Consider the following 13,036-nt stretch of genomic DNA (forward strand, 5'->3'; position numbering starts at 1 on the left):
CTATTATTCTCCTGTCAGCAGCATAAGAAGCTCTTCCGCCGCCGCCTGTTCCGCCTGCCGTTTGGCACTGCCCGACGCACTGGCCGAGCCCTTACCGTCGACTTGCGCTTCAATGGTGAAAACCGGGTTATGGTCCGGCCCTTCGCGCCCAGCCATCTTGTAGACAGGCAGCGGCAAGCCGCGGGCCTGACACCATTCCTGAAGCTGGGTCTTGCTGTCTTTATAAATGCCTGGGCCGTCCTTCATCAGCGGCGCCCAAAATTTACGGATGAATTTCTCTGCTGAGCGGTAGCCGCTATCCAGATACATGGCGCCGATGACGGCCTCGCATGCGTCCGCTTGCACGGCTTCCTTGTCCCGCGTGCCTTCGGCTTCCGCCCCCGGCGTCAGCATGATCGCTGCGGCAATGCCTAACTGCTGAGCCATTTCCGCCAGCGTTTCCTTACGTACAAGCGCAGTGAAGCGGCGGTTCAGCTTGCCTTCCGCCTCACTTGGATACGCTTCCAGAAGCCAGGTCGAGATGACAAGGCCGAGCACCCTGTCCCCCAGGAATTCAAGCCGCTGGTAATTGTGCGTGCCCGAAAGCGACGGATGGGTCAGCGCTTCTTCAAGCAGGCTGACCTTATCGAAACGATAGCCTGCGATTTCCCGCTCCACCGTCATGTCATGCTTGCCCATGTTACGCTCGTGCCTCGTCCATAAGGCGGCGCATTTCGACGATCGAGGCTTCAAGGCCATGGAAGATGGCTTCGCCGATCAGAAAATGGCCGATGTTGAGTTCACGAATTTCCGGGATAGCCGCAATCGGCGCGACTGTCTCATAGGAGAGACCGTGGCCAGCGTGCATTTCGATGCCGAGGCTCACGCCCAACTCAGCAGCCTTCCGGATGCGGTCGAGCTCAGCGGCCCGAGCATCGCCGACAAGGTCGCAATAAGCCCCGGTATGAAGCTCGGTCACCGGGGCGCCAAGGTCCTTGGCCGCCCGGATTTGGTCTTCATCCGGATCGATGAACAGGCTGACCCGGATACCGGCATCCACAAGCGCCCGAACATAAGGCGACAGCCGGTTATGCTGACCGGCGACATCAAGGCCGCCCTCTGTCGTCAGTTCCTGCCGTTTTTCAGGGACAAGGCAACAGGCATGGGGCTGATGCCTGAGGGCGATTTCCAGCATCTCGTCGGTCGCTGCCATCTCCAGGTTAAGGGGGACGGTCAGCACATCCGAAAGCATCGCGATATCTTCATCGGAGATATGGCGCCGGTCTTCACGCAAATGCGCGGTAATGCCGTCAGCTCCTGCCTTGACGGCGAGGCCTGCCGCACGAACCGGGTCCGGATGCCGGATACCACGCGCGTTCCTGATGGTTGCCACATGGTCAATATTGACCCCGAGGCGCAAATAATCCCTTGTCATACCCTGCCTTTTCAGCCGCTAACCTGCGGCCTTTTTGCCTTTAACTTCTGTTGACGATTGGCGTGATAGCCGATCAATAGCCCCTTCAGGGAGATATAGAACAGCAGCCACACGACAATAGCAACGGGAACACCGCCTACAATAAGCGGAAATACCACAGGCAGGAAAGAGGATAGATAGTGGAAAGGCGCCGCCATGAGCTCAGCCCAGCTCCAGGCGGGCACACCGGCGGTGACATCATGGCCGAGAATGAGCGCGCCAACCTGGCCGGTCAGCGCAAAAATGAACGGAAATGTCCATGGGTTCCCAACGGCGGTACCAATGGCGGATGCCAGCATGTTGCCGCGCGTGAGCCAGGCAACGGCAAACCCCATCAGGAAATGAAGCCCCAGGAATGGCGTGAAGGAAACAGCAGCCCCCGCGGCAAAACCGGCAGCAATGCTATGCGGCGTCCCCGGCAAGCGGGCGACCCGGTGCCAGATATATTTGATCGCACGAACCCACCCGGACCGCGGCCACAGGAAGCCCAGAAATTTTTGTCCAAAACTTAAATCTGCACGACGCCGGAACAGCATTCTCTCTTTACGCCTTCAGCCCACGGCTCCCTGGCTTGATAGCCGGAATGGCCTTCAAGTCTTCAGGAAGCTCTTCAGGTTTGTATGTCGGTGCCTCGATGGTGACGAGCGCGGTAATCGGTGCGCCCACGTCCACCTTACCACCTGAACGGTTGATCAGGCAGCCAGCAGCCACAACATTACCACCCCATTCGTTAATGGTCTTGATACATTCGCGTGAGGACAGACCCGTGGTGATCACGTCTTCCATCATCAGGATGCGGGCACCTTGGGGGATTTCGAAACCACGGCGCAGCGCGAACTCGCCATCGACACGTTCGGTGAAAATGCCAATGACCCCAAGCTGGCGCGCCACTTCATAGCCAACGATCACACCGCCCATGGCCGGGCTGACGACCATGTCGATCTCGACGCCCGTCGCCTTGAGCTTGTCAGCAAAGGCTTTGCACAGACGTTCCGCCCGCTTCGGGTCCATCAGGACTCGGGCACATTGCAGATAAACCGAGCTATGCAGGCCGGAGGACAGCTTGAAATGGCCTTCGAGCAAGGCTTCGGCATCGCGAAATTCCTGAAGTACGGCTTCCTGGTCCATGATTTCTGTCCTTCCTGCTGGCTGAGCCCGATGGCTGGGTGAGAAATGTCTGAATGCGCGGATAGTGCGCCCGCCCGTCCGCGTCAAGGGAAATTGCGTCAAACCGCAGGTGTGGCGAGACGGAAAATTGTCGCAGGTGTCTGTCATGCATATCCGGTCCCGGCCTTTCCAGCCCCGATGCTGACATAATATCGCAACACGACTTCTATATATCGACATATATCGATATAAATATACACGCTGGCAGATGGCTGCCTCAGCAAGGGAGCAAAATCATGGCACTTCGCATCGCAATCAACGGATTTGGCCGCATGGGCCGCCTCTTTACCCGCGCCGTGTGGGAACGGGATGATGTTGAACTGGTCGCCATAAACGACCCTGCCGCCGATACAGCCACGCTCGCTCATCTGCTTGAGTTCGATAGCGTCCACGGCCGGTGGGACAAGGAAATCGCTTCTTCGGAAAACGGCATTACAATTGATGGGAAATTGGTGGCCGTCACCCGTGCAAAAAGCCCGGCGGAGACCGGATGGACTGGGGAACAAGTCGATCTGGTTGTCGATTGTTCCGGCCGGTTCAAAGCCCGCAGCCTGTTGCAGCCTTTTTATGACCAAGGTATCCGCAAGGTGCTGGTGTCCGCCCCGGTGAAGGAGGAAGGCGCGCTTAATTTGGTCATGGGCGTGAACCATGACCTTTATGACCCGGCTGAGCATGACCTCATCACCGCGGCATCCTGCACCACCAACTGCCTGGCCCCCGTCGTCAAGGTCATCCATGAAAAGATCGGCATCCGCCACGGCTCCATCACCACGGTGCATGATGTCACCAACACCCAGGTGATTGTCGATGCCCCGCACAAGGACCTGAGGCGTGCCCGGTCCTGCCTGCAATCGCTGATTCCAACGACCACAGGGTCCGCCACCGCGATCACCGTGATCTACCCTGAACTCAAAGGACGCCTGAACGGCCACGCCATCCGGGTACCGCTTCTCAATGCCTCCCTGACCGATTGTGTCTTCGAACTGGAGCAGGAGACCACCGCCAAGGCCGTCAACGCCCTGTTCGAGGAAGCCGCCGGCAGTTACCTCGAAGGTATCTTGGGCTATGAAACCCGGCCCCTGGTCTCAGCCGACTATCTGAACGATCCGCGCTCATCGATCATTGATGCGCCCTCGACCATGGTTGTGAACGGCACCCAGCTCAAACTCTATGCCTGGTATGACAATGAATGGGGCTATGTGCACCGCATGGCAGACATCGCCAGCATGATCGCCGCCAGTTTCTGAGGCGCACCCACATGAGAGATATTAAGAATTATGCCGTGGTGACCGCCGCTTACTGGGGCTTCACCATTACCGATGGCGCGCTGAGGATGCTGGTGCTGTTGCACTTTCATGCCCTTGGCTACACCCCGGTCGAACTCGCCTTCCTGTTCCTTCTCTATGAAGTCATGGGGGTCTTGACCAATTTCGTCGGTGGCTGGATCGGCGCCCGCTATGGGCTCAGGCTCACGCTCTTTGCCGGGCTTACCACCCAGATCGTCGCCCTCTTGATGTTGGCCGCCCTCCCCGCGGGTCTTACGCTCGCGCTTTCTGTCGCTTATGTCATGGCGGCCCAGGCGCTTTCCGGCGTCGCCAAGGACCTCACGAAAATGAGTTCCAAATCGGCGGTCAAACTAGTGGTCGCGGAAGAAAGTCACGGCCTTTTATTCAAATGGGTCGCGCTTTTGACCGGCTCCAAAAACGCCCTCAAGGGCGTCGGTTTCTTCGTCGGCGGCTTCCTTCTGGCCTCCCTGGGCTTCGTGGGGGCGCTGATCGCCATGGCGGCAGGCCTGGCCGTCATTCTTATCCTGTCCGTCCTGCGGTTGACCTCCGAGCTTGGCAAAGCGAAAGAGAAGATCCGCGGGCGCGACCTGTTCTCCAAAAGCCGGGAAATCAACTGGCTGTCTGCGGCCCGCATCTTCCTGTTCGCAAGCCGCGATGTCTGGTTCGTGGTTGGCCTACCCGTTTATCTGGCGGGTGTTACCGGCTGGTCTTTCGATGCCGTCGGCGCCTTTATGGCGGCGTGGGTGATCGGCTACGGTATTGTGCAAGCCCTAGTGCCCAAGGCCCTCAAGTCAGCGCACGACAGCACTGGCGCGGCCCACGCCGCCCGCACTTGGGGAAGCCTTCTGGCCCTCCTCACCTTTATCCTGGCGCTTGGCATGACCGACAAGGGCCAAAGCCTCTTGGCAAATATCACCCCTGTGCTGACAACGACAGGCTGGCTAATTCCCGGCTTGATGCTGTTCGGTATCTTGTTCGCCGTTAATTCGGCGCTGCATTCCTACCTGATCGTCGCCTATTCGGATAATGACAAGGTTTCCCTCAATGTCGGCTTCTATTATACCGCCAATGCCTTGGGGCGGCTGGCAGGGACCCTGCTTTCAGGCCTGATCTATCAATATGCCGGGCTGGTGGCCTGTCTTTTTGCCTCGGGCGCAATGATAAGTATTGCCGCCCTTCTGACGTTGCCGCTGACACGCTCACCCGCCCAAGGAGATGTCGCATGACAAACGATGCCCAGGTCGTCAGGGTGCTCTCAGCGCTCGCGCAAACAACTCGCTTAGGGGTCTTCCGGCTTTTGATGCAGGAAGGGGAAGATGGGCTCGCGGCAGGCATCATTGCCGACCGCCTTGGCGTACCGCAAAACACGCTATCATCGCACCTCTCTATCCTGTCGAACGCAGGGTTGATTGCCGCAAGGCGCGAAGGCCGCAGCCTCATCTATTCAGTGAATATCGCGACCACGCGGGAATTTCTGGATTATCTGGTCAGTGATTGCTGCCATGGCCATCCTGAAATCTGCGGCATGGTCGGCAATGAAAAGGCCGTTTGCGGATAGTTAGCCCCCAATTAGCCCAGCACCCGGTCGACCCGGCTGATGACCCGGCTCACCCGCAAACTGCGGCTAATATCATTGAGGTGCTTCACGTCCCTGACTTCGACATCGACGATCATGATATAGAATTCAGGGTCCCGTTCCGGGATCACCAGGTTGGAGATGTTTCCGCCACCCTTCGCCACGATGGCCGCGATGGTGGCAAGCGCCCCGCGTTCATTGGTGACCTCCAGCCTCAAGCGGCCCGCATAGAAAGCATCATCGTCCTCATCGTCCTGCCATTTGAGGTCGATCCACAATTCCGGTCGGTCATCGAAAGCATCAAGCTTGCCGCAGTCGATGGTATGGATTTCAACACCCTTGCCCGGAATGCGCATCCCGACAATCCTGTCGCCGCGCACCGGATGGCAGCAATCGGCGAAATGAACTGCCGATTCCTTGTTGATGCCCTTGATCGGCAGGGCGGCATCTTTCATGGCCTCCCATTCATGGTGCACGGTCGGCAGGCCTTCGGCGCGGGCATCTTCCCGGAAGCCGGGGAAAGAGGCCCGGAGGATTTCATCTTCCGTCAGCGTGCCCTGCCCCACGAGAGCATAAAGCATGTCGGCATCTTCCAGGTTCAGGACCCGGGCGGCTTCTTCGATCACGCGGGGGGAGAAGTCGAGCCCGTTCCGGCGGCAGGCTTTCTCGATAAGCGTATGGCCAAGATGGCTATATTCCGAAATCTGCTGCTGGCGGACATGACGGCGGATCGCTGACCGGGCCTTGCCTGTCACAACAAAGCTTTCCCAACGCGGCGACGGCGCCTGGCCCTTGCTCGTCAGGATCTGGACCTGGTCACCATTCTCAAGCTGGTGGCGGAGCGGTACCATACGGCCGTTGACCTTGGCGCCAACACAGTGGTCGCCCACCTCCGTGTGTACGGCATAGGCAAAGTCAACCGTGGAAGACCCACGCGGCAGGGAAACCAGCTCCCCTTTCGGGGTGAAACAGAAGACCTTATCCTGGAACATGGCGAGCTTTGTGTGCTCCAGGAACTCTTCCGGGTCGGTGGTATGATCCAGAATTTCCAGAAGTTCCCGCACCCACAGATACTGCGACCCGTCCACCTTTTCAGCCGCCTGCTTATATTGCCAGTGCGCGGCCACACCCATTTCGGCTTCTTCATGCATCCGGTGGGTCCGGACCTGAATTTCCAGCCGGTGGTTCAAGGGGCCGATCACAGTCGTATGGATGGAGCGGTAGAAGTTCCGCTTGGGCGTGGAGATATAGTCTTTGAAGCGGCCCGGCACCATTGGGTACTTCTGGTGCACGATCCCGAGCACGCGGTAGCAGGTAGCGACATCGTCCACCATGATGCGGAACGCCATGACGTCGGAAAGCTGCTCGAAAGTGATATTCTGGCGTTCCATTTTCCGCCAGATCGAATACGGACGCTTGATCCGGCCGCTCACCTTGCAGGTGATGCCGGTTTCCGCCATCAGCGCCTGCAGCGCCGTCACCATATCCTGTTCCAGGTTCGGACTTTGCTCGATCAGATAATGCAGCCGGGCGGAAATTGACTCCATCGCTTCCGGGTCCAGATGCTGGAACGCCAGATGCTCCAGCTCATCCTTCAGTTCGTGCATCCCGATGCGTTCGGCAAGCGGCGCATAAATTTCGAGGGTTTCAAGGGCGATACGCCGGCGCTTCGCTTCCTTCTGGATGTAATTGAGCGTGCGCATATTATGCAGGCGGTCGGCAAGCTTCACCAGAAGCACGCGGATGTCGTTCGACATGGCCAGCACGAATTTCCGGAAGTTCTCCGCCTGGCGTTCGCTTTCGGTCTGCAGCTCAATCTTGGAAAGCTTGGTTACGCCATCGACCAGCTCCGCCACCTTGGGGCCAAACAATTCCTCGATTTCCGGAATGGTGGCGACCGTGTCCTCAACCACATCATGCAGGAGCGCCGTGGCAATCGTGTTGCCGTCCAGCTTCAACGCCGTCAGGATGCCGGCCACTTCCAAGGGGTGGGAGAAATATGGGTCACCGGAGGCACGCGTCTGGGTGCCATGGGCTTTCATGGCAAAAACATAGGCCCGGTTCAAAAGCGCCTCATCGACATTCTTGTCGTAGGCCTTGACCATTTCCACAAGTTCAAACTGACGGATCACCGGGCATCCTCACCAAACCGAAACAAATATATCCATTCGTTCAGAAATAAAGATTCTGAAGGAATTATCCAGACCCATCTTCCGGCATTGCTGGAGAAAATAGAAGAAGAACAAAAAAACCCGGCCAAAGACCGGGTTTTCAACGAGCGCGCAGATGGCGCCGTATAATTAAGCTTCTTCAGGCTTTGCCGCAGCTTCACCCTTGGTTTCGCTATCCATACCAGCCATCAGGATCGACAGATCCACTTCTTCCGGCTCGTCGGATTCGACAACCAACCGCATACTCTGGATGACAGCTTCGGTCATAGCAGCGGCATCGATGGTTTCGTCAGCAATTTCACGCAGGGCAACGACGGCGTTCTTGTCATTGTCGCGATCGACGGTCAGCGGCGCACCACTGGAAATCTGACGCGCACGTTGCGCTGCAGACAGCACCAGATCAAACCGGTTCGGAACCTTGTCTACGCAATCCTCTACGGTGACGCGAGCCATGCAATATCTCCAAAACTTGATAGGGTTTGCCCTCTTTCAGCAAACCACGTAGGTCGAGCGCCCGCTTATACAGCCCCTCTTCCCGGCTGTAAAGTCGAGAATCGGCCAAAATCAACAGCCATACGCTCAATACCGGCGCGGTCGGAAGCAGGCAACTTCGTCAGCATTTCCCTAACCGTCGTCCCTAACACCGGGTGTCGCCACTCCGGCGCAATATCATTAAGCGGCATCAGGACAAACCCCCGCAGGTGCAGACGGGGATGCGGCACGACAGCCTGGTCCAGGATATAGGCAGGGTCAGGGTTGCAGGTGACGTCACGCCAGGCCTGTTCGTCCGGCAGGACCCTGTCGCCATAGGCCAATACGTCGATATCCAAGGTTCTGGCGCTCCACCGCTCCCCCTTTTGCCGCCCCAGGGCGACCTCGGTCTCCTGGCACACGTCCAGCAAGGCTTGTGGGGCTAGATGTGTCCGCACCCGCAGCGCGCAATTGATAAAGTCAGGCTGGTCCGATACCGGGACCGGGGATGTCCGATAAAGGCACGAAACCGCCTCGACCTCCACCCCCGCCTTCAGCAAACATTCAAGGGCTGCAACCTGGGTATCGAGCGGTGTTCCGACCGCTGATGGAAGGTTCCCACCCATCGCAAGTAAAACTGGCATGTTTTCGCGGACCTGTATATTGTCACAATCTGTTGAAGAACTGGACATTGACTTAATTATTAACCAAACTTTAACGACATGGGGTCAACACTCTAGCACCCAACAGCTCCCAGCTGTCAGCCGGTATTTTTTAATTAGTTTAGCGATTGGATTTATAAAATGATTTTCTATCCAGAGGAACGCCTTGCGCTCTTCATAGATGGCGCAAACCTGTACGCCACCGCCCGCGCACTCGACATGGAAATTGACTACAAGAGCCTGCGCTCGCATTTCTCGCAGCAAGGCCGCCTTATCCGGGCTTTCTATTACACTGCCATCTTGGAAGATCAGGAGTATTCACCGCTCCGCCCGCTCATTGATTGGCTTGATTATAACGGCTTCACGCTCGTCACCAAACCGGTGAAGGAATTCACCGACGAACATGGCCGCCGCAAAATCAAAGGCAACATGGATATTGAGATCGCCGTTGATATGCTGAATATCTCGGACAATCTCGACCACGTGGTCCTCTTTTCCGGTGATGGCGACTTCCGCCGCCTCCTGGAAGCGATCCAGCGCCGCGGCGTCCGCGTGACGGTCGTCAGCTCCAACTCGACCCAACCGTCGATGATTGCCGATGAACTGCGCCGCCAGGCTGATCAGTTCATCGACCTTGAAGACCTGCGTGAGATCGTTGGACGCAAAGGCAGCAGCCGCAAGCCCGCAGCGCACCCCCCGTTTGACGAGGCCTATGCCGACCACCTTGAGCCGGAAACAGCCTAAGCAAATGAGGCTCTTGACCAAATGCCAAAAAGGCGGCCACCCTTGCCGCCTTTTTTGATGCCTGAAAGATTATAGAGGATTCCCATGCCCCAGACCGCCACACCAGCCGAGCCCGCCGCGGATTGCAGCCTCTGCCCACGTCTTGTCGAGTTCCGGGAAGCGAACCAAAAAGCCTATCCGGCTTTTTTCAATGGCGCGGTTCCAAGCTTCGGCAAGGAAGATGCCGAGCTTTTGGTGGTTGGGCTTGCCCCGGGCCTGAAAGGGGCCAACCAGACGGGTCGCCCCTTCACCGGCGACTATGCGGGTGACCTTCTCTATAAATGCCTCAAGCAGATGGGGTGGGCAAAGGGCACCTACGACCGCAGGCCCGATGATGGGTTTGAACTTGTCAACACCATGGTGACCAACGCGGTGCGCTGCGTGCCGCCGCAGAACAAGCCTGTTGGTAGTGAAATTAACAACTGCCGCCCGTTCCTTCAGGCACGCCTCGCCGCCCTACCGAATCTGAAAGTCCTGCTCGCGCTTGGCAAGATCGCGCATGACACCACGATCCGCACCTTTGGGCTCAGGCTTGCCAGCTACCCGTTTGGCCATGAAGCGGTTCATCCCCTGCCTAACGGCTATATCCTCGTCGATAGCTACCATTGCTCCCGCTATAACGTGAACACGAACCGGCTGACGGAAGAGATGTTCATGAGTGCCTTGAAGGCCTGCCAGAAAGCCATGCAGGCATAAAAATCCCCTAGATATGCGAACGGCAGCCCACAAGGGGCTGCCGCTTGTTACTCAAAACAACAGGGCTTGGGCTACCCTTAGGCAGCCATCAGATCATTCGCGACTTCATTTTGCCGGCTCAGCCAGGCACCGATGACATCAAGCGCATCCCGGGGGCGGAGATGGGCCGCAGCATCGGGACCAGCACAGAGGGCATAAAGCCCCGCAGCGCGTGTCGCATCGCCAGATTCCACTGCCATGCATAAAGCCCGCATCAAGCTTGGGCGCATAGCAGTAATGGTGGTCGCGTATGTCGGGGGGAGGACATGATCAGCCATCGTCTTTGCTTTCGCTGTTATTCACGACTCCATTACACTATATTTTCCTTAATTTTTGCATAACGGCACAATATATAGTTCAATCAAGCCCTTGATTGCGATTTTCACCTTTCCTTCACTCTTGAACGTGTATGGATACACTTGTAGCTCTTGAGAAAGAGGCACGACAAAAACACTGTGCGCGAGAGGGACATGACCGAGACCGAACATACGACAGGTCGCGAGATCATCTATGAACTGGGTGACACCGTTTATGAACAGGGATCACCGAGCGACGGTATCTATATGATTCTCGATGGCCGGATCGACATCTGGCATGAGAATGAAGACGATGCGCATCACATCGCCTCCCTGGGCAGTGGCGAACTGCTTGGCGAAGTCAGCGTGATCGAACGCGCCAACCACAGCGTCAGCGCCAGGGCGTCCTGCCGGACCAAGGTCCTGTTCATTGACGCCGAAGCTTTCCGCCGCAGTTTTTCCGACCCGCTTGTGCGCCATGTCGTCCACACCTTGGCCGCGCGGCTGAGAAGCAGCTACAGCGCCAAGCAAACCAGTGACCGCACGGACGGCAAGATACCGCATTTCAAAAGCGACAAGCCAACCATTGAAGGCAGCTCCCGCCTTGTGGCGGACCGGTTGCTGACCTTTGTGGAGTTGAAGGAATATCCCTTTACGGTCGGCAACATCCACAACACCGAGAAACATGCCGTTATCAGCGCAACTGGCCTCAAGATTCCCCTGCCCTCCGCTCCCGAACTGGCCGACAACCATTTCGAAATCATCAAGCGTGAAGGGGAATTGTGGGTCCGCGACCTGGGCAGTCAGCACGGCACCATGGTCAATGGCGAGAAGCTGAGCAAATATACCATGAAAGCCACAAGCAAATTGAAGCCGGGCCAGAATGTCACGATCGCAGGAAGCGCGGAGAGCCCGGTGCGCTTCATCATTACGGTCCCGTTCGAATAGCAGGAAGGCTGTTAGCCGTGGTCCTTCAGGAGGCGGGCTTTCTGGCGGTCCCAATCGCGCTGCTTTTCATCTTCGCGCTTGTCATGCAGCTTCTTACCCTTGGCAAGGCCGATCAGCACCTTGGCGCGCCCGCGATCATTGAAATATATCTGCAAGGGCACCAGGGTCATGCCGCCCCGCTGGACAGCGCCGCCCAAACGGTCGATTTCCCGTTTATGCATCAGAAGCTTACGGGGGCGCCGCGGTTCGTGGTTGAACCGGTTACCGTGCGAAAACTCCGGGATATGGGCGTTAACAAGCCATAACTGGCCGCCCTTCTCCTCGGCATAGCTTTCGCGGATATTGGCTTCACCTGTCCTCAGCGACTTGACCTCAGTGCCCTGAAGCGCGATGCCTGCCTCGAACGTATCCTCGATATGGAAAAGGTGGCGCGCCTTCCTGTTGTCTGCCGCGATCCGGGATGCCGGCTTTTTATCTTTTTTCTTTGCCGCCATAAAGCTTATCCAAGCTGAGCAGGCTCAAGCCCCGTCTCATAGATGGCCGAGGCGATGATAGCCCGTGCGCTCTTTGACACAGGCAAGATCGGCAGGCGGACATGCTCACTGCACACACCGAGCAGCGAACCGGCATATTTCGCCGGGGCCGGGCTCGGCTCCATGAACATGGCGCGGTGAAGCGGCAACAGTTTATCATGCAGGGCAAGCGCCGTCTGATAGTCGCCCGCGAGGCAAGCTTCCTGGAATTGGCTGCACAGTTTCGGCGCGACGTTCGAGGTCACGGAAATCGCACCAACCCCACCCATCGACATAAAGCCGAGTGTGGTCGAATCTTCACCGGATAACTGAACGAAATCAGGCCCCATGGCGGCCCGCTGGTCGGTTACACGGTTCATATCCCCGGTTGCGTCCTTGACGCCGATGATACGCGGCAACTTGAAAAGCTCCGCCATCGTCTCCACCGCCATATCGACAACCGACCGGCCCGGGATATTGTAAATGATGATCGGCAGGTCGCAGGCATCGTGGATCGCCTTGAAATGGGCAATCAGGCCTGCCTGGCTCGGCTTGTTGTAATAAGGCGTCACAACAAGGGCGGCTGCGGCACCAACCTTTTCGGCGTGCTGGGCAAGCTCAACAGCTTCCAGGGTATTGTTGGAGCCGGCCCCGGCGATGACGGGCACACGCCCGCCTGCCGCCTCTACACACAGCTCCACCACCTGGCGGTGCTCTTCATGGCTAAGGGTTGGCGATTCACCGGTGGTGCCAACAGGCACCAGGCCATGCGTGCCTTCCTTGATTTGCCAGTCGACAAACTTCTGGAAGCCGTCAGCATCGACCTGACCGTCTTCAGTGAAAGGCGTGATGAGCGCGGTAATGGAGCCTTTGAACATGGCAAGCAAGCCTCAGATAGCGATAAAGTGTTGGCGCACCCTAGCGTCAGCCCCTTAAAAGGGCAAGCACTGGGTGCGCCTGAGGCTCCGATATCAGA

At 57.6% G+C, this 13,036-nt stretch carries 16 protein-coding genes; 6 read left to right on the top strand and 10 right to left on the bottom strand.

Annotated features, from left to right (window positions below):
• Positions 1 to 3 precede the first annotated feature (3 nt).
• The 4 genes from rnc to pyrE are packed head-to-tail and all read right to left on the bottom strand — an operon-like array spanning position 4 to position 2,581.
• Entirely contained in the window at positions 4 to 678 is a 675-nt protein-coding gene (rnc, locus tag K6118_RS08795) for a ribonuclease III (protein ID WP_247119914.1), read from the bottom strand.
• Position 679: 1 nt separating this feature from the next.
• Positions 680 to 1,414: a pyridoxine 5'-phosphate synthase gene (locus K6118_RS08800; RefSeq protein WP_247119915.1), complete on the bottom strand. Its 735-nt coding sequence runs from the start codon at positions 1,412 to 1,414 to the stop codon at positions 680 to 682.
• A gap of 11 nt (positions 1,415 to 1,425) precedes the next feature.
• Positions 1,426 to 1,989 (bottom strand): DUF2062 domain-containing protein, encoded by a 564-nt coding sequence (locus K6118_RS08805; RefSeq protein ID WP_247119917.1) that lies wholly within the window; start codon positions 1,987 to 1,989, stop codon positions 1,426 to 1,428.
• Between the two features lie 7 nt (positions 1,990 to 1,996).
• Positions 1,997 to 2,581, bottom strand: coding sequence for an orotate phosphoribosyltransferase (gene pyrE, locus K6118_RS08810; protein ID WP_247119919.1), 585 nt, complete (start codon positions 2,579 to 2,581; stop codon positions 1,997 to 1,999).
• Between the two features lie 275 nt (positions 2,582 to 2,856).
• Here pyrE and K6118_RS08815 point away from each other — a divergent pair, with 275 nt between their 5' ends.
• Genes K6118_RS08815 through K6118_RS08825 form a run of 3 tightly spaced genes read left to right on the top strand, consistent with a single transcriptional unit; the run spans position 2,857 to position 5,464 of the window.
• A complete protein-coding gene (locus K6118_RS08815) occupies positions 2,857 to 3,867 on the top strand; it encodes an ArsJ-associated glyceraldehyde-3-phosphate dehydrogenase (protein WP_247119921.1) in 1,011 nt (336 codons plus the stop codon).
• Positions 3,868 to 3,878: 11 nt separating this feature from the next.
• The gene (gene arsJ / locus K6118_RS08820; protein WP_247119922.1) at positions 3,879 to 5,132 is read left to right on the top strand and encodes an organoarsenical effux MFS transporter ArsJ; all 1,254 of its coding nucleotides are present in this window, start codon (positions 3,879 to 3,881) and stop codon (positions 5,130 to 5,132) included.
• Positions 5,129 to 5,464 carry an ArsR/SmtB family transcription factor gene (locus K6118_RS08825; RefSeq protein ID WP_247119924.1) on the top strand — a complete coding sequence of 112 codons (336 nt, stop codon included), beginning with the start codon at positions 5,129 to 5,131 and terminating at the stop codon, positions 5,462 to 5,464. Before arsJ ends, K6118_RS08825 begins: the two co-directional genes overlap by 4 nt.
• A gap of 11 nt (positions 5,465 to 5,475) precedes the next feature.
• On the opposite strand, the gene K6118_RS08830 is transcribed toward K6118_RS08825, so the two are convergent.
• The 3 genes from K6118_RS08830 to folK form a co-directional block, all read right to left on the bottom strand.
• Entirely contained in the window at positions 5,476 to 7,614 is a 2,139-nt protein-coding gene (locus K6118_RS08830; protein WP_247119926.1) for a RelA/SpoT family protein, read from the bottom strand.
• Between the two features lie 168 nt (positions 7,615 to 7,782).
• A complete protein-coding gene (gene rpoZ, locus K6118_RS08835; protein ID WP_343269923.1) occupies positions 7,783 to 8,106 on the bottom strand; it encodes a DNA-directed RNA polymerase subunit omega in 324 nt (107 codons plus the stop codon).
• 65 nt (positions 8,107 to 8,171) lie between these two features.
• A complete protein-coding gene (gene folK / locus K6118_RS08840) occupies positions 8,172 to 8,816 on the bottom strand; it encodes a 2-amino-4-hydroxy-6-hydroxymethyldihydropteridine diphosphokinase (RefSeq protein ID WP_343269924.1) in 645 nt (214 codons plus the stop codon).
• A 111-nt stretch (positions 8,817 to 8,927) separates the two neighbouring features.
• On the opposite strand from folK, the gene K6118_RS08845 reads away from it, so the two are divergent.
• The gene (locus K6118_RS08845; RefSeq protein WP_247119928.1) at positions 8,928 to 9,530 is read left to right on the top strand and encodes a LabA-like NYN domain-containing protein; all 603 of its coding nucleotides are present in this window, start codon (positions 8,928 to 8,930) and stop codon (positions 9,528 to 9,530) included.
• A gap of 84 nt (positions 9,531 to 9,614) precedes the next feature.
• Positions 9,615 to 10,265: a uracil-DNA glycosylase gene (locus K6118_RS08850; RefSeq protein WP_247119930.1), complete on the top strand. Its 651-nt coding sequence runs from the start codon at positions 9,615 to 9,617 to the stop codon at positions 10,263 to 10,265.
• 77 nt (positions 10,266 to 10,342) lie between these two features.
• Here the strand turns inward: K6118_RS08850 and K6118_RS08855 are convergent, their stop codons facing one another.
• The gene (locus K6118_RS08855) at positions 10,343 to 10,504 is read right to left on the bottom strand and encodes a hypothetical protein (protein WP_247119931.1); all 162 of its coding nucleotides are present in this window, start codon (positions 10,502 to 10,504) and stop codon (positions 10,343 to 10,345) included.
• 270 nt (positions 10,505 to 10,774) lie between these two features.
• On the opposite strand from K6118_RS08855, the gene K6118_RS08860 reads away from it, so the two are divergent.
• Positions 10,775 to 11,548 (top strand): cyclic nucleotide-binding domain-containing protein, encoded by a 774-nt coding sequence (locus K6118_RS08860; RefSeq protein WP_247119933.1) that lies wholly within the window; start codon positions 10,775 to 10,777, stop codon positions 11,546 to 11,548.
• Between the two features lie 11 nt (positions 11,549 to 11,559).
• Here the strand turns inward: K6118_RS08860 and smpB are convergent, their stop codons facing one another.
• Complete coding sequence (smpB, locus tag K6118_RS08865) at positions 11,560 to 12,042, bottom strand: SsrA-binding protein SmpB (protein ID WP_247119935.1); 483 nt, start codon at positions 12,040 to 12,042, stop codon at positions 11,560 to 11,562.
• A gap of 5 nt (positions 12,043 to 12,047) precedes the next feature.
• Entirely contained in the window at positions 12,048 to 12,938 is an 891-nt protein-coding gene (gene dapA, locus K6118_RS08870) for a 4-hydroxy-tetrahydrodipicolinate synthase (RefSeq protein ID WP_247119937.1), read from the bottom strand.
• Between the last annotated feature and the right edge of the window lie 98 nt (positions 12,939 to 13,036).

This window comes from Kordiimonas marina, assembly GCF_023006325.1.
Lineage (GTDB): Bacteria > Pseudomonadota > Alphaproteobacteria > Sphingomonadales > Kordiimonadaceae > Kordiimonas > Kordiimonas marina.